General features: G+C 46.4%; 16 protein-coding genes and 1 riboswitch. Of the genes, 6 read left to right on the top strand and 10 right to left on the bottom strand.

Annotated features, from left to right (window positions below):
* The first annotated feature begins 25 nt into the window (after positions 1-25).
* The 3 genes from MKY63_RS08575 (at position 26) to MKY63_RS08565 (ending at position 3,632) form a co-directional block, all read left to right on the top strand.
* Complete coding sequence (locus MKY63_RS08575) at positions 26-1,774, top strand: hypothetical protein (protein WP_339812458.1); 1,749 nt, start codon at positions 26-28, stop codon at positions 1,772-1,774.
* 326 nt (positions 1,775-2,100) lie between these two features.
* Entirely contained in the window at positions 2,101-2,709 is a 609-nt protein-coding gene (locus MKY63_RS08570; protein ID WP_076275620.1) for an RNA polymerase sigma factor, read from the top strand.
* A complete protein-coding gene (locus MKY63_RS08565) occupies positions 2,670-3,632 on the top strand; it encodes a hypothetical protein (protein WP_339812456.1) in 963 nt (320 codons plus the stop codon). The genes MKY63_RS08570 and MKY63_RS08565 overlap by 40 nt, the downstream gene beginning before the upstream one ends.
* A 477-nt stretch (positions 3,633-4,109) precedes the next feature.
* Here MKY63_RS08565 and odhB read toward each other — a convergent pair whose 3' ends face one another.
* On the bottom strand, positions 4,110-5,396 hold the full coding sequence (gene odhB, locus MKY63_RS08560) for a 2-oxoglutarate dehydrogenase complex dihydrolipoyllysine-residue succinyltransferase (RefSeq protein WP_036682784.1): 1,287 nt from the start codon (positions 5,394-5,396) through the stop codon (positions 4,110-4,112).
* Between the two features lie 52 nt (positions 5,397-5,448).
* Positions 5,449-8,316 carry a 2-oxoglutarate dehydrogenase E1 component gene (locus tag MKY63_RS08555; protein ID WP_036682783.1) on the bottom strand — a complete coding sequence of 956 codons (2,868 nt, stop codon included), beginning with the start codon at positions 8,314-8,316 and terminating at the stop codon, positions 5,449-5,451.
* A gap of 470 nt (positions 8,317-8,786) precedes the next feature.
* Positions 8,787-8,871, top strand: a riboswitch (cyclic di-GMP riboswitch).
* 27 nt (positions 8,872-8,898) lie between these two features.
* Here MKY63_RS08555 and MKY63_RS08550 point away from each other — a divergent pair.
* A complete protein-coding gene (locus MKY63_RS08550; RefSeq protein WP_232061118.1) occupies positions 8,899-9,054 on the top strand; it encodes an anti-repressor SinI family protein in 156 nt (51 codons plus the stop codon).
* A gap of 107 nt (positions 9,055-9,161) precedes the next feature.
* On the opposite strand, the gene MKY63_RS08545 is transcribed toward MKY63_RS08550, so the two are convergent.
* The 8 genes from MKY63_RS08545 to MKY63_RS08510 form a co-directional block, all read right to left on the bottom strand.
* Positions 9,162-9,491 (bottom strand): helix-turn-helix domain-containing protein, encoded by a 330-nt coding sequence (locus tag MKY63_RS08545; protein ID WP_036682795.1) that lies wholly within the window; start codon positions 9,489-9,491, stop codon positions 9,162-9,164.
* 169 nt (positions 9,492-9,660) lie between these two features.
* Positions 9,661-10,269 (bottom strand): TasA family protein, encoded by a 609-nt coding sequence (locus tag MKY63_RS08540; protein ID WP_036682781.1) that lies wholly within the window; start codon positions 10,267-10,269, stop codon positions 9,661-9,663.
* Between the two features lie 90 nt (positions 10,270-10,359).
* Positions 10,360-10,950 (bottom strand): signal peptidase I, encoded by a 591-nt coding sequence (locus MKY63_RS08535; RefSeq protein WP_036682779.1) that lies wholly within the window; start codon positions 10,948-10,950, stop codon positions 10,360-10,362.
* Position 10,951: 1 nt separating this feature from the next.
* Positions 10,952-12,127, bottom strand: coding sequence for a hypothetical protein (locus tag MKY63_RS08530; protein ID WP_036682777.1), 1,176 nt, complete (start codon positions 12,125-12,127; stop codon positions 10,952-10,954).
* A 379-nt stretch (positions 12,128-12,506) separates the two neighbouring features.
* Positions 12,507-13,481, bottom strand: coding sequence for an aldo/keto reductase (locus MKY63_RS08525; RefSeq protein ID WP_170914307.1), 975 nt, complete (start codon positions 13,479-13,481; stop codon positions 12,507-12,509).
* A gap of 55 nt (positions 13,482-13,536) precedes the next feature.
* Positions 13,537-13,752, bottom strand: coding sequence for a hypothetical protein (locus MKY63_RS08520; RefSeq protein ID WP_051491260.1), 216 nt, complete (start codon positions 13,750-13,752; stop codon positions 13,537-13,539).
* 89 nt (positions 13,753-13,841) lie between these two features.
* On the bottom strand, positions 13,842-14,408 hold the full coding sequence (locus tag MKY63_RS08515; protein ID WP_036682773.1) for a PadR family transcriptional regulator: 567 nt from the start codon (positions 14,406-14,408) through the stop codon (positions 13,842-13,844).
* Positions 14,409-14,413: 5 nt separating this feature from the next.
* Positions 14,414-15,934, bottom strand: a complete 1,521-nt coding sequence (locus MKY63_RS08510; RefSeq protein WP_036682771.1) for an MDR family MFS transporter — start codon at positions 15,932-15,934, stop codon at positions 14,414-14,416.
* A gap of 259 nt (positions 15,935-16,193) precedes the next feature.
* Between MKY63_RS08510 and MKY63_RS08505 the strand changes: the two genes are divergently transcribed.
* Both MKY63_RS08505 and copZ read left to right on the top strand, forming a co-directional pair.
* The gene (locus MKY63_RS08505) at positions 16,194-16,541 is read left to right on the top strand and encodes a metal-sensitive transcriptional regulator (protein WP_051491259.1); all 348 of its coding nucleotides are present in this window, start codon (positions 16,194-16,196) and stop codon (positions 16,539-16,541) included.
* 53 nt (positions 16,542-16,594) lie between these two features.
* Positions 16,595-16,795 carry a copper chaperone CopZ gene (gene copZ, locus MKY63_RS08500; RefSeq protein WP_036682768.1) on the top strand — a complete coding sequence of 67 codons (201 nt, stop codon included), beginning with the start codon at positions 16,595-16,597 and terminating at the stop codon, positions 16,793-16,795.
* Positions 16,796-16,837 lie beyond the last annotated feature (42 nt).

Here is a 16,837-nt window from a genome sequence, read left to right as displayed (position 1 = left end):
GATTGTTAACATGGAGGGAAGTATAATGTACAAGCAACTGGTAGCCAGTAATGATAGAGCGTCAGTGGAGGGATTATCCCGGCAGGTGCTTGATCCGACGAGCCGCTATTACGGAGGGATAATAGATCCGGGTACTGGCGTTGCCTGGGTTAATCATACGACCGGCACGCCAACCGATATGTGTTATTGGGGAGCGGCTCTGGTTAACCCGGATTCCGCATTCTACCGTGATGAGCTGCTGCTGGCCCGCCTGCTGCTGGCGACGGAGTTCGTGCTGCGTGCACAACATGAGGATGGCTCGATCTCTCCGGGCTGGACGAACTATCATTCTCCCCCGGACACAGCCTTTGTCATCGTCGGCTACGCTCAGCTATACCAACTGTTGGCGTCGCAGGATTGGGCACCACTGCAACAGGTGCTTGATAATATGCTTCTGTTTCTTAAGCGAACTATTCCCGTCATGCTTACAGGGGGCTGTCACACGCCGAATCACCGTTGGGTATTGTGTGCAGCACTGGGATTTCTGCATGAACTGTTCGGACTGGAGGAGGCTGTCCAGCGGGCGGATCAGTGGTTGGCAGAAGGGATGGATATTACACCTGATGGAGAATGGACGGAGCGCAGCAACGGTATTTATAGTGCGGTCAGCGACATCATGCTGATTCATGCCGCTCGTCTGCTGGATCGGCCGCAGTTGCTGGAGCCAGTTCGTCTGAATTTACACATGATGGTCTATTTGGTGCATCCTAAGGGCGAGGTTGTGACCGATTATTCTGGGCGCCAGGATCTGGGGAGCTTTCACGACCTGTCTCCATATTATTTACCGTACGCTATTCTGGCCCGTTTCGATAAGGAGCCATTGTTTGCGGGGATGGCCGAATGGGCAGGCAGTGCACTGGAAAATCCGGGGGTCTGCTCTGTCAACGTACTTGTACGGATGCTGCTGGAGCCGGAGCTTCAGCAACCTTTTGAAGATTCGGCAGCTCTGCCTGTAAAATATGAGAAAATACTGAACGGCGATTTTCCGCGACACGGCTATCTGCAGGATATGGAGAAGTCCGGCCATCAAGGGCGAATTTACCACAGCCGGCTGCATACTGATTTCGGAGCACCGGTTGCGCGCTACAGGGACGGGAACACTAGCGTGACCTTAATCACAGAGACGCCGTCTTTTTTTGCACTCCGTCACGGTGCCGTCAGGCTGCTTGCAGTGCAGCTGGCTTCTTACTTTTCTCCGGGATATGTACCGATGCAGAAAATGGTCAAATTGCCGGAAGGATACCACCTGTCAGGAGAACAAAAGAAGGGGTATTACGGTCCTGTCGAAGGCGAACTGCTTCCGCAAACATCTGCGGAGCCGGTAAGCCCTTGGTATCTGCTCCCGCACCAGAGCCGCGCACTTACGCATGAACAGACATTCCGTGTGGAGACGGAGGTTCAGCGTACGGACAGAGGGTGGACCCTCCGGTTGCATGCTGAGGAGCCTAGAGAGGTTATGACACAGTTGTCTTTCGTTTTTGGACGGGAAGGATGTTTCACTTCGGGCGAATTGCAGGCTGTCGGAGAGGACCATTATCTCTGGAACGGCGGTAACCTCCGCTATAGTTGTGAAGAGGACTGGATTGAACTGACAGGGGGCGAGCTTGGCCATCTGGCGGCTACGGTGCGTGAGGCGAAGCTACAGGATAACTGCAAGGTGGTGTTGGTCAATTTTATGACCCCGTTCGATAAGACGATTACGATCACTCTATCTCCTTCCATGATAAGAGAGTAGCCTTTGTACAATTTACAATCTAGTAGGCTTTGAAGTTACACCTCAGTCTTAGAATAATGAAGCCTTATTAAAAAACCTTCCATTAGAAGCAAACCTGGAGTTATCAGGTCTAATGGGAGGTTTTGTTATGCATCTGCTAAGCATAGACTCACCAGATTTTAACCGTGCATAATGGTATAAGTAAGAAATCCGGGCACACCAGCCGTCAGAAATTCAAATATTCTCCGAAGCTGTGATTATCACCTTTTATAAAATTTCCTTTAGTTTGGTTTACATAGGCACTTTTTTCGGCAGTCAAGTGTTATAGAGATATAAAGGTTAAGGAGGTGCTTACATCGCCACAGGATTCGCTAGACTCGACAGAGTTGGAAGAGCTAATCGTTAGGATTCAGGAGGGGGATTCCGAGCAGTATGCTTTAATTGTAAGAGTATTCCAAAAGCCGATCTATCGCTATTGCTATCGTTTGTTAGAAAACAAGCAGGATGCGGAGGACGCGGTTCAGGATATTTTGGTAAAGGGTTATCAATCTATCCAGCAATACAAATCGCAAATGCATTTCTCGGCTTGGCTCTATCGTATCGCATATCATCATTGCTTAAATCTGCTGCGCAGGCGTCGTCTGCACAAGCAAGTCATGCGTATTTTTCGTCCGGAAGTACTGTCTGCAAGCCCTGAACAGGAGCTGGATGCTCGGTTGTATAGTCCTTCATTGTCTGCAGCTTTAGCGCGATTGTCGCTTGAGGAGAGAAACATGCTTATTCTGCGGGTGTTTGAGGAACAAACTTATGCAGAGATAAGTGAGATTCTAGGGGTCAGTCCCAATGCGCTAACTAAAAGAATGAATCGGATCAAGCTAAAGGTTCAGGAAGCTATGAAGTCGGAGGAGGAGATCACATGGAAAGAAACAAAATCAGCAATGAATACCAAGATATAATTTATGCCTCGGCTGGCAATGAACTTTTGGATGAGGTAGATGTAGAAGATAAGGTCATGGGGCGTATTACTGGCATAACAGGTCGAAAGCGATCGTTCTCGCTGAGGGTGATGAATAAAACAACGGCAGTGGCTAGCATGTTAACGCTGTTTCTGCTGATCTCTGTGACTGCGTATGCTGCATCTGAATATATCCAAATCCGCAATAGTGAAGGAGTAGTGAAGGTTCAACATATTGCGCCGACAGAATCTGCAGAGAGGGCTTCTTATGATAAATATGCGCAGCAAGCAGAACAGTTCGCTAAACCGGGTGAATTGATCGGCTATCTTGTGAAAAATAAAGCAGGTGCAGCAGGCTTGGCGACAGAATTGCAGTTTAAGTATAAAGAGCAGCGGATAGATGCGTATTCTGACTTTATAAAAGAAATCAAAAGAACAGGGGCGCCAATGCTTCCCGAAACGGCAGCGGGGTACGCTTTTAAATATGGTGTAATCCATCCTAATTCTCCGACTACGGATACAGCTAAGCTAGGTTCTCTGTATAAGGAAACATTAAATGATCTTACCGCTCAGGCATATAAGGATAAGGGGACGCGCAATTTGTTTATGAAGGCTATACCGTGGTCTGAGCCAGGGGGGCTAAGTGTAACTTATTCGAAGAACAATGCTTTTATAGGGATCTCAGCAACGCTCATGCATGGCGGCAAGGTTTTCGTGGAACAAACATCTGAGAATCAAGCTAATAAGCTCACAGTCGCAGGCACAGATGTTATCTATAACAAGGTAGTAAGGGAAGAAGTCAGCTATGATTATCTGAATTGGTATAACGAGAAGCAGGACGCGTATTATACACTCACCAGCTATGGAGATGAGATTTTGACCATGGAGCAATTTTTACAGCTGGCTGAGGAGCTATTGAAGTAGAGTTTTGAAGTTTGAAGTTTGAAGTTTGAAGTTTGAAGTTTGAAGTTTGAAGTTTGAGGTTTGAAGTTTGAGGTTTGAGGTTTGAGGTTTGAGGTTTGAAGTTTGAGGTTTGAAGTTTGAGGTTTGAGGTTTGAAGTTAGTAGTTAGTAGTTAGTAGTTTGTAGGTGCATGCGCTAAGTTAGTTGTATTATGTGCAATTAAAGTTCACCAATAGCTGTATATAGGTCGTTTAGTTGTATTTGATGCAGTTATTACTGGTTAGATTAGTGGAAATAGACGTTTTTACGGATTTTAGTTGTAGAGAATGCAATTAGAGAAGAGGATATGAGCGGATCAGAAAGATATAAGTGTATAAAATACAGTTAAATCGTATGCAGGGAAGGCAGCAAGTCGATCCAGATATAAAAGAAGGTATCCCCCAAGCGAGAGCTGCAGGGATACCTTCTTTATATTCTTAAGTCGAAAAGTCGAAGAGCGTTAGCCTTCTAACAACAGTGCTTCTGGATCTTCCAGCAATTCCTTCACTTTGACGAGGAAGCTTACCGCTTCAGAGCCGTCAACGATCCGGTGATCATAGGAAAGGGCGATGTACATCATTGGACGGTTTACGGTTCTTTCTTCGTCCAGCGCGATCGGACGCAGTTGGATCTTATGCATCCCTAGAATACCCACCTGTGGTGTATTCAGAATCGGTGTGGATAACAAGGAGCCGAATACGCCACCGTTGGTGATGGTGAATGTTCCGCCTTGCAGCTCGGAGAGGCTGAGCGTATTGGCGCGTGCTTTGGAAGCGAGCTCGCCAATCTGGCGCTCGATTTCCGGGAAGCTGAGCCGATCCGCATCACGGACTACTGGAACTACAAGTCCTTCTTTCGCTGCAACAGCAATACCGATGTCGTAGAATTTCTTAACGACCAGATCTTCACCGTCGATTTCGGCGTTCAGCAGTGGATAGGTTTTAAGCGCACCGATCACGGCTTTAGTGAAGAAGGACATGAAGCCCAGTCCAACTTCATGTTTCTCTTTAAAAGCATCCTTGCGGCGCTTGCGGATGTCGAGGATCGCTGTCATGTCCACCTCGTTGAAGGTGGTAAGCATGGCCGCGGTCTGCTGCGCTTCGACCAAGCGGCTGGCAATCGTGAGCCGTCTGCGCGACATGCGCTTGCGCTCCACGTTTTTGCCCTCGTCCGGCGTGGCTTTGCTCGCTGCCGGCTTCGCTGGCTCCGGCTTGCCTTGCGGCGCCGGAGCTACCGGTGCAGCGGCCTGCGGCGCTGCTGCACCATGACCGGACACATCGGCCTGACCAATCCGGCCGATAGGATCACGGGCGCTAACCTCGCCGAGGTCGATGCCGCGCTCCCGTGCCAGCTTGCGTGCGCCCGGCGATGCCAATGCAGCGTGGCTGTCGCCACCTGCTGCAGGCACTTCGGGCGCGGCTACAGGCGCGGCGGCTGCTACTGCGTTGCCGCCTGCTGGTGCCGCTTTAGGCGCTTCGGCTTCGCTTTCAGCGGCCCGCGGCGTACTGCCGCTTGCGGCTCCAATGATGCCGATGGCTTCGCCAACGGCTACGTTCTCGCCCGCTTGACGCAGGATGGTGGAGATGACACCCTCCACCTCTGCACTAATTTCCAGATTGACTTTATCCGTTTCCAGCTCAGCGAGCACATCGCCTTGACCTACCGTGTCGCCTTCTTTAACCAGCCATTTGTAGATGGTTCCTTCGGATATGGATTCTCCCAGATCGGGTACTAAGATTTCTGACACAGGCCGTTTCCTCCCCAAACATAATGGTTTACGCTATTGTGATACCGTCCTCTTAAGAGGACGGTACAGCCGCTTGTACGTTCGAATTTGATTTTAGGGCTTCTGTTACAATTCTACGTTGTTCGAAGCTATGCACATCTGCATAACCACTGGCCGGGCTGGAACGTTCCGGACGGCCGATATATCTTACGCCGGCATTCTTTGGTGCGATGGCGCGTAACCGAGGCTCACTATAGCTCCAGCCGCCCATATTTTTCGGCTCTTCTTGCACCCAGACAATTTCCTGAAGGGAGCTGAAGGAGTTTAAATGTTCGCTTAACTCTTGTTCCGGGAACGGATAAAGCTGCTCTAGGCGAAGAACATGCAGCCATGACCAATCCTTATCCTGTGCTGCTTCCAGTTCTGTTTGGATGTCGATAGCCACTTTACCGCTGCAGACTACGAGCCGTTTAACTTCACTTGGTTTCTGGCCAAGCAAAGATTCAGCTAATACAGGCTTGAATTGTCCTGAAGCCAGCTCGGTTCCGGCAGAAGTGCTGCGCGTATTCCGAATGAGACTTTTCGGCGTCATAATGACTAGCGGTCTAGCATCTTCCTGCCCGCATAACGCTGCTTGGCGCCGCAGCAGATGGAAATATTGCGAAGCGGTAGTCAGATTAGCGACTGTCCAGTTCTCCTCAGCGGATAGCTGCAAGAACCGTTCCAGCCTACCGCTGGAGTGCTCAGGTCCCTGTCCTTCGTAGCCATGCGGCAGCATGATGACGAGATTGCTGCGCTGTGTCCATTTGGCGCGTCCAGCCGCAATGAACTGGTCAAAAATAACCTGACCCGCATTGGCGAAATCACCATACTGTGCTTCCCAGATTACGAAGGTTTCCGGTGCGAACACATTATAACCATATTCAAAGCCTAATACTGATGCCTCTGACAATGGACTGTTGTATACGCCAAAGGAGGCACGGGAATCGCTTAGCTGATGTAGCGGAGAGAATAAATCTCCTGTTTTACTGTCGTGCAGCACCAGATGGCGATGTGCGAAGGTTCCGCGTTGGGCATCTTGACCGCTCAGTCGGATGGGCGTCCCATTTTTCAAAATGGTAGCGAAGGCTAACGTTTCAGCCAGTGCCCAGTCGACCTTTTCACCCTCATTCAGTGCATCTTTACGACGTTGTAAAATGCGCTCCAGCTTCGGATAAACCTGGAATCCAGCTGGAACCGTCAACAGTTCACGATTGATCTCCTGCAGGCTGGAGATGGATACCGCTGTAGTGTTTGCCGCTGCGCGGTCCGTTTGTAGAGGAATGAAGGCTTTGGGTTCTTTTTTCTTATGATTGCCTTCCTTCATATTATCGTACGCACGCTGCAATACGCTTTCTGCTTCAGCATTCATCTTTTGTACGTCTTCGGCGGTAAGAACCTTTTCGTTTTTCAGTCTCTCTGCATAAACCTTGTAGACGGTTGGATGATTGCGAACCTTGCCGTAGACAATAGGTTGTGTGGTTTCAGGATCATCCATTTCGTTGTGACCATGACGGCGGTAGCCGATGAGATCAATTACGAAATCTTTTTTGAATTGATGGCGGTATGCGCTAGCTAAACGTACGGCTGCTACGCAGGCCTCTGGGTCATCAGCGTTGACATGGACTATCGGGATTTCATACCCTTTGGCAATGTCACTCGCATAATGCGTAGAACGGGAATCTTCACTTTCAGTCGTAAAACCAATTCGGTTATTAACAATGATATGGATCGTCCCACCATTTTGATAACCTTGAAGTTTGCCGATATTAAGCGTTTCTGCAACAATTCCTTCACCTGGAAAAGCAGCATCACCATGCATCAGCACCGCCATAGCTTTACTGGTATCAATCTTCGGCAGTCCTGCAGTGCTCCGATCTTCTTGTGCGGCACGAGTGAAACCTTCCACGACAGGATTGACGAATTCCAAGTGACTTGGGTTATTCGCTAGTGTTATTCTTGTGCGTACGGTTTCTCCTTCACGGACAGCACGGTCTGCACCGAGATGGTATTTCACATCACCTGTCCAGCCATAGTTAATGCCTGTGGAGCCTTCGGAAGGGAAAAGCTCCTTGTTCGGAGAATGATGAAACTCTGAAAATATGATATCATAAGGTTTGCCCAAAATATGTGCAAGAACGTTGAGGCGACCGCGATGCGCCATGCCCATCAAAATATGCTCTGCACCGTCATGTGCAGCAGCGCGTACGATTTCGTCTAACATCGGCACAAGAGCATCATTGCCTTCAAGACTGAAACGCTTCTGACCTACAAAAGTCTTGTGGAGGAAGGTTTCAAATTGCTCTACCTGAATCAGGCGGTTCAGGAGCTCTTTGCGTTCTGTATTATTTAGGGGTGCTGGTGAGCTGGTGGATTCTGCCTGTCTATTTAGCCATTGCAGTTCTTTTTCTTCATGCACATGCCCGAATTCATAGGCGATAGTCTTGGTGTATGCCTGACGCATACGTTGCACGGCATCCCACCCGGTATGCACATCATTCGGCGCATTTTCCCATATAAGCGTGGCAGGCAGTGCAATCAGGTCTTCGCGGGTCAGCCCATAGGTTTCAGGCTCAAGATATTTTGCCATGGGATTCTGATCGCGTACCAGCGGATCAATTTCAGCGGCCATATGGCCATATATACGAATATTGGCGATTAGCTTGGAAGCTCTTACTGCTTTTCTAAGCCATTCGGTGTCTCCCGAGATGCGCGGCTGAGGAGCCGGTTCGCTATCCGGAGTTAGGGGAGGGGGTCCCGAATTTGTAAAAAGCTCGCGATAATTATTTTCTACGGTGGAGGGATCTTTCACAAACTGTTCATATCTTTCTTGAATGTAGCCTAAATTGGGTCCGTAATACTTACTCCAAATGGATTCGTTATAGGGCTCTTTGGCTGCCATGAATACATCCTCCTTAACGGATGAACTCCATACGTGACATTTTGTGTCAACGCTTACTGGAGCTGTGATGATTGCGGTTTCATTTCTCATCTTATTGTGCTACTTTCAGCCACTGTAATCAATTCATTCTTTCGTCCAATACGTTCGCAAAATGGTATAGGTTAGCTTGTTCTAATGAAAAGAAGGGTGTTTCTTCTCATTACCCATTCTAAAGGCCTATTAAAATGATTCTATTATCCTTATTTTTAACTATTAGGTCAGTAAATATTTATTTTGCTAGTACAATTTATTTTATGTAACGGACGAGTATCGTGATAATCGGACAAGATCTTTGAAAAAAAATCTTTTATTTTTCGTTTTTAAAATAGAAAGTAACCAGGAATCGACACACTTTTCCGCTTTCTTTTTGTATAATGTTATTGCAGATAGTAATTTTATAGTTTTTTAAGCAGATCCTTTCGTGAAAAGGGTCCAGTAAAAGGTAAACTTGCCGAAAGGCAGGGGCACAAAGTCGCGGGTCTAAGGTAGAGATACTATGACAGCCGGATTGCCTGGGGACGTAAAATCTTAGGGGGAGATTTTTTGGAAAAGTCCAACCAGGGTAGCAACAGAGAACAGCAGTTTATTGATCTGGATCAAGAGTGGGTACATTTATTATTAGCAGCTAAGAAGGCTGGCATTAAGGCAGATGAAATCCGCCAGTTCTTTCATGAGAAAACTGTGCAGATCGTGCAGTAATACATTAGAGGGGTTACATATCGAAAAAGGGCACAGCGGTTCTTCGCTGTGTCCTTTTTCGATATGATTTAGTAGAAGAGAGGATCGTACCAGATTAGTAGGAAGTATTAATCCTTTTGATCGAGCTTCCATTTCTGATAGTCCAGAAATTCTTTGAATTCGCGTTTGCTAATGCCTGAGTCCATAGCTTCCTGCACCAATCGGAACCATTCCGAATCTAAATGTGATTCCTCTGCATCATTTGGTTCTCCATAGAGTAGGGCATGAATGGATACCTGAAGCGCGTCAGCGATCTTTTCGATAAACTGGATGGATGGATTGGATTGGATGTTTCTCTCCACGTTGCTAAGATACGACTTAGCCACATCTGCTCTGTCCGCAAGCTCAGATAGGGAGAAACCCTTGTCTAGGCGGAGCTGCTGGATACGTTGGCCCATATTCTGTGGCACTATGCTGACGCCCCTCCGTAATTTTTGTTATTAGTATAGCAAATATCAATAAATCGGACAAAGTTTATTGTAAAGAGAAGAGCAGCAATCTGCTTATCCGTGGCCGGATTCAGGATCTGCTGCTCTTCGAGTATTTTATTAAATTACTTTATTGATCTTAGTAGTCTTTTTTCGCACCTTGTTTAGCTACGAAATCCCAAGTCAGTGTTAAGCTATCGCCTTGGAAAATATTTTGATCTTGGTTATTTTCCACAAATTCGAATTGGACGGAGAAGCTGTCATTGGTACCGGCTTTAATACCGGATGCTTCGGTAAAGAGTTGATCCCAACCTGTATTTTTTACGAGATCCGGATGCTGACTTTTTAAAGCAGCAAGTGTAGTCTCATAAACTACATTTTCAGGAGAGACGATAGGTACTCCTTTATCATTATTTCTAAGGAATTTAACTTTAATGAACTCGGCTAAATCCAGGTAGTTATCTCCTTTAGCATCCGTGATTTGAGTCGATGTATTCAGAATGATAGATCCGATATCGAGCGAACCATCGTTTTTCAATTTGAAGGATTTAGTTACAGTATCACCTGGTTTCAGGTTAGGAATATTAACGATGACAGAAGGGTCGGAGTTCAGATCGAGTGTACCCGCTGCGAATGTAGCTGTGCTTTGCGCAGTGTCGCTAAAGTATGCGAAGGTTCCTCCGCCGATTAATGATAAACCCAGTGCTGCAGATGCTACGCCAAGACCCAATGTTTTCTTGATACCCATAATAAAATTCCTCCTCAAATTTGTGTTTGAATTTTTTATAAAATTTATATATTGTATCTTCCGGTTCGTAAGCGGAAGTGGACAATCAACTTAGGGCTGTGTTTCTGTTGGGGGCGGTGAGGCTGGCAGTAGGGCAGCATTTTTCTTTTCTAATGCAGCTACAGCCTTCCAAGAGGTATACAGAGCATAGAGCAGAAGCATCAAGCCAGGCACGATCATGAGGACTACACTTCCAGCTTTGGAAACCGCGAAATTCATAGCGTAACCGACATAGGGTACAGTGACCCCGGTATACTGAGCTACAACATTCGCAGAACTGGTAGGGTTCATGTCGGGTGCGTCGTTGTTATCGCCTTTAGTGCGATAAACAGCTTCACCAGTAGCGTTATTGACGGTCGCTTCTACAATCCGGTGAGTAATGAGCAGATTATCTTCGTTCCTAAAGGTGATGACATCGCCTGGTTTGAAACGATTCATATCCCCTCCGGGTTTTAATGCGACAATTGAGCCTGTCTGAATTCCTGGTTCCATCGATCCTGAGAGTACGGTTTTGATCTCATATCCGAAGAAAGCAGGTTCACCACCGGAGGCCTTGGATAACACTACGGCTGCCACCAGCAGAATAAAGATCACAAGCATTAAGCTCGATAAGGTATTATTGATAATTTTTTTAATTCGCATCTTATTCTCCACCTTTCTCAGGTTGAGGGTCCGAAGGAGCTTGGGTTGCTACCGGCGGGGTAGTCGTACTGTCTTCCGCCTTTGCCGTCTCTTGTGGAGCCTCTTGCTGAGGAACATCTTTTGGAATTGTGAGCTCTTCGCCAATTTCCGGCTTAACCGGGTCAGTGGCTGGGGCTTCAGGTTGTTCTTTATTTGGGGCTTCCGGAGCAGCTTCACCTGACGTTGGAGGGGTTGCCTCAGCTTTCGCTTTATCCTCGGCTTCTTGTTGCTTTTTCTCCTCAGCCAAACGTTCTTCTTCCTTCTTCGCTTCTTCTTCTTTCTTTGCTTGCTCTTCTTCTAGCCGAGCTTTTTCAAGCTCTTCTAGTTTTTGCTCGCGAGTCTGACTGATCATTTGGAGTTTATCTTGAAGGGTAGTGATACCTGAGGTTGCCGATTCTTTAAGGTTAGTCAATTCGGTATTTAGAGCTTCATAAGTGGAGGTGAGGTCGCTAGAGATCACGCCATCTGGTTGAGTGAAGGTAATCAGGAATGGCAGTGGCTGTGGGAACTCTCCTTCGCGTAATTCAAGTTGTCCATAAACATCACTGGTAACTACCGAAGCGAATGGAAGACCGACATCGTGTATGGAGGTTAGGTAACTAATAACTCCATTTAAGGAAGCATTCAAGGATTCCGAGATCACACCGCTTTGATTCAGGCTGCTTTGTAAATCTCTGAAAAATTGCTCATCCTTGATTTCTAGACAGTTTGAATCTAGAGAAGTCATATATCCTCCTATCTGGAAGAGTAAGGCTGCTGCTGCACTTAGCTCATTGTGGATTTGATTCCAAATTTGGCTGTTAGCCGCCAGTTGCTCGTTAACGCTATCTATTTGGGATTGAAGCGCCGCTATTTGCGAAGAAATCTCTTGTGCAGCGACATCAAGCTCTTCCAGCGACATCCCTTCTATTCCCGAAACGTCCGAGTAGTTAGCTGATGAGGAAAAGGGTTGTAGTGATTCTTTTAAAGTGAGCGCTCGATTAACATGCTCTTTGAACTCTGTAAGCAGTGCCTTGATCGAATTCGGAAATACTTCGCAAAAGCTAATCGTGCTAGTGGTTTGCGCAGCAGCTCCAAAGCCTCCATAGGTACCACCAACTTGCTGCGAGGTATATAGAAATAAGACGGAGACAGCCATTCCTGATTGCAGTATACGTAAACCAATTTTCCTGTTTCTTCTAGGTCTTCTCCTTGCTGATCTGGGTCTCAGAGGAATACCTCCCCTCAATGTCTGTTTCTTTGGTTCGTTATTATCGTTCTTTATTAAGAACAACTTCTGTAATGAATCATACATGGAATAAAACAAAAAGAAAACTGCCAATAACGCGCATTTGTACTCTATAAAGAACAAAAATGATAATTTATCTCTGAATAACTCTATTTATCGCTCGATTACTAAATATATTCGCAATAAAGAACGATCTATTAGGGTGATTCGCATAAAAATACCCGGCTCGCAGTAAAAACGCGAGCCGGGTATAAGTGGAGTAATGAAGTTGAGAATATAAATGTATATGTTACGGAAGTTTTGAACCACGTGAACTAACATACAGGTCGTACCATTCCTTACGGCTAAGCTCCAGCTTGTCCGCATCGGCACAGGCAGTAATACGCTTCGGATTCACAGTTCCAATAACAGGCTGAATGGCAGCTGGATGTGTCATTAGCCAAGCCAATACAATAGCTTCGGGTGTTGTTCCTTTTTCATCTGCAAGCTGTTGGACCATAGCTGCTGTTTGGACGATATTCTCCGGTTGATCCTCTAATGAACGCCCGCTAAATAGACCTTGGGCGAGTGGTCCCCAGGCTTGAAGCTGAATGTTCTCCATTCGACAATGTTCAAGGGTTCCCTCAGGAAAGATAATATCCTTCCAGGGTTCACGATTTACACTGATTCCAGCATCCACCCAGCTGATCTTAGCCAAGCTCATATGCAGCTGGTTTACGATAAAAGGTTCATCGCAATAAGTCTGCAGCAGCTTGATCTGAGCGGCGCTCATATTGGAAACCCCGAAATGGCGAACCTTACCAGCGGCCTTCAGTTGATGTAATGCGGAGGCTACTTCCTCAGGATCCATTAAGGGATCGGGTCTATGCAATAGAAGAATATCAATGTATTCGGTCCCAAGTCGTGACAATATTCCATCCACGCTGTTCAGAATATGTTGGCCAGAGAAATCAAACGTATTAGTGCTGTCCCCAGGCTCCATTAGCTTAATTCCACATTTAGATTGAATTATAATTTCTTCACGTAGTCCTGGACGATCCTTAAAAATCTGACCGAATACCTTCTCCGCCTTGCCACGAGTGTAAATATCTGCATGATCAAACATGTTGATGCCGATGGAAAGTGCGGCATCGACCGCTTCATGCCCTTGTTTAACATTCTCCGCAGTAATCGGCTCATGGTCCCAGTCACCGCCTAGTCCCATGCAGCCTAAAGCAATGCGGCTTGCGGGAATCCCGCGCTTGTTTAAAGGTAACGCTTTCAACAATGTGATTCCTCCTTGGAAAATATGATTGCGTACTTGTAGTTATTGTACACTCTCAGAAGCCCGTATGGTATTTTTTGTCGCTGGAAGAGCGGTGTTTGGTCTCCTCTTTATTCTTTTCCTCTTGCTTTTCCAGTGTCAAATCTTCCATCGGAATTGGGTCTACATTCTGCTCACTTTCATGAAGATCGAATAGACTTTCTTTCTCTGTTGGATATTGTTCCGGGTGATCCCGTTTATCACTATTCAGCTGATGTTTTTCTTGGGTCATTTTTACCGCCTCGTCTTCCTTTGAGATTTAATGGATATTGTGCTCGTTAATAAACGTATTTTGACTCCCTTAAACAGAAAAAGAGGCCATTAGGCCTCTAAATTCAACGGTGTCCCTATGTCTTTTAGCTTGCGTGCTACAACATCATCGTATAGGCGCTGCAGCCATTTCAGCTCAGTCAGGGTGTGCTCATATGTACCGTACATTAGATGCAGGGCAGAACGAGGCACGATGGAGATATGCTCCTCGTATACCTGATAAGCCAGATTAACCTGATGTTCTGTTTCCCGTAGGCGTTCCTCGAGCAGCTTCTCAACCTTGCTCTGATCGATATGACGGGACATAGCCAGGGCCATATACATCGGATGATAGAAGGGTTCGTTTTTCTTAATTTGTTGCAGGATAAGCTGTTCGAATAAAGCTTTACCTTGCTCCGTTATGGCATAGATTGTTTTGTCCGGCCGATCACTGCTGCGGATGACCTCTAAGGCTTCTATATAACCATCTTGTGCAAGCTTATCCACAGCATAATAGAGTGATCCCATCTGCAGCTTCGTGATCCGGTCCATGGAACGTTCCTTCATCACTAATGTGATTTCATAGGGATGCATGTTCCGCTCCAGCAGTAAACCTAGAATGGCTAATTTCATGGACATAATGGTTACCTTTTGCCCTCTGACGCCTGAACAGCTTTAGCAGGAATGGTAAGACGGTCTTTTGGCATGAGCAGTACAAAGACTAGACCGAGCACTGCAGGAATCAAAGCCCACATAAAGGTTTGAGCAATAGAGGTGGATAACGCACTTGATATTTTTTCTAATATTTCAGCAGGGATCTTCGCTCTTGCTTCAGGTGTTAACGCAGCGCGTGGATCTCCGAAAGCTGCTGACTGTTCACTACCGCCAAAAGCATCGCTTAGACTGTTAGTAAAGCTATTCCGCTGAATAATCCCGAAGATCGTAATTCCCAGCGTCATTCCAAGGGAGCGCATGAAGGTACTGGTTGATGTTGCCGACCCCCGTTGACGCATATCGAAATTATGGATAGCTGCCATGCTCAGCACGGAGAAGGAAAAGCCTACGCCGAACCCAGTCAGAGCCATAAATACATTAAGCATGAGGCGGGAGGTATCTGGTGATAAAGTGCTTAGGCTGTAGACCCCTGCGACAAAGCAGACTGCGGATAGGATCATAATGTTGCGGAAGCTGGTTTTTGTTGTAAGCAGCCCCCCGGTCTGACTGCCAACGACCGTACCGATCATCATCGGCATAAGGATCAGCCCTGAGTTCGTAGCTGAGCCGCCAAATACACCCTGCACAAAGATAGGGATATAAATAGTAGCTACGATAAAAGCAGAACCATAAAATAAGCTGGTCACGCTGCTTGTTGCAAACAACCGTTTGCGGAACATAGCGAACGAGATCACAGGTTCAGCAGCTACTCTCTCAATAAGGATAAACGCCAGCAAGAGAACAGCAAAACCTACGAATAAGCCAAGGATGGCACTGGAATCCCAAGCATATTGATTACCACCAAGTTCCAGAGCGAACATTAGGCAGATAATCGCGCCAACCAGAGTGAAGGCTCCGCCCCAGTCAATGCGCTGTTTAGCGTGGGAGATCGACTCCTTATAAGAAGTTGCAATCAGGAACAGTGCAATAATTCCTAGCGGCAGGTTAATGTAGAATACCCACTGCCAACCAACATAGTCGGTAATATAGGCACCGAGTAAAGGTCCAAGTACACTGGAAATTCCGAAGACGGCTCCAAAGAGACCGGTCAATTTCCCTCTTTTTTCAGGCGGGTAAATGTCGAAAACGATGGTGAAGGCGATTGGCATTAGTGCACCGCCGCCGATCCCTTGAATGGCACGGTAAATGCTGAGCTGTGTGATACTGGTGGCAGTACCGCACAGAGCCGAGCCAATCAGGAATACAATCAATCCGAAAATGAAAAAACGTTTACGTCCGTACATATCAGAGAGCTTGCCGAAGATAGGGGTCCCGGCCATTACCATTACCATGTAAGCCGAGGTGACCCATACGATTTTATCCAGACCGCCGAGATCTGAGACTATCGTTCCCATAGCTGAAGCTACAATGGTATTGTCCATTGCGGACATAAGAATACCAAGCAGCAGGCCAACTACTACGAGTTTAAGATTACTTTCTTTAGTATGCATGCTTCGCAGCTCCTTCTTCTAAATAGTGATAGTTCTGTTCGAAAAATGTTCATAATTGGAAGCAAAATTTATTATATTCAAATTTGAATAGGGAGGCAATAGTTTTTTTGAAAAATAGAGATGTATAGCCAACCATAGAAGAATACGGCGGTAATAAAGGGACAAACTACCGGTGGAGATCATCTGTGGATGAATTAGGAATGCCTCTTGACATACCCTACGGGGGTATATTATATTATAACCAAGGAGGCTGATTCTTATGTCTACTGCCAAGAAAGAGCAAGCTGCAGAATCCTGCGACATAAATTGTCATTCTTCATCATCAGGAGAACGAAAAAGTCATCATTCGGCAGAATTCAAGAATAACTTGAATACGCGCCTCAACCGGATTGAAGGCCAGATCCGCGGGGTAAAGGGTATGATTGAGCGGGATACCTATTGTGATGATGTGCTCAACCAGCTCGCAGCGGTACAGGCGGCGTTAAATGGTGTCGGTAAGTTGCTGCTAGAAGGGCATATGAAAAGTTGCATTGTTGAGCGAATCGAAGCTGGTGAACATGAGGTTATCGACGAGCTCCTAATTACGGTTAACAAATTAATGAAATAATAAGCTAATGCTTCTAGAGCATAGCTTCACAACATTTATTGGAGGTTATATTAATGTCAAACGCTACATTAAACGTTGAAGGAATGTCTTGTGGTCACTGTGTTAACTCCGTAGAGAAAGCCGTAGGCAATCTTGGAGCAACAGCTAAAGTTGATCTTGCTGCTAAGAAAGTTTCCGTCGAGTATGATGAGAACAAAGTAAGCCTTGGCGCGATTAAAGAAGCGATTGAAGATCAAGGGTATGACGTAGTTTAGTTTGAAGCACAGTAATAAGGCTTGGAGTGATATGGGGAAGCA

The sequence above is a fragment of the Paenibacillus sp. FSL R7-0189 genome (assembly GCF_037969925.1).
In the GTDB taxonomy this organism is placed as follows: Bacteria; Bacillota; Bacilli; order Paenibacillales; family Paenibacillaceae; genus Paenibacillus_AQ; species Paenibacillus_AQ odorifer.
Note: the sequence above shows the minus strand (reverse complement) of the source record. Positions and strands in the feature narration are given on the sequence as shown.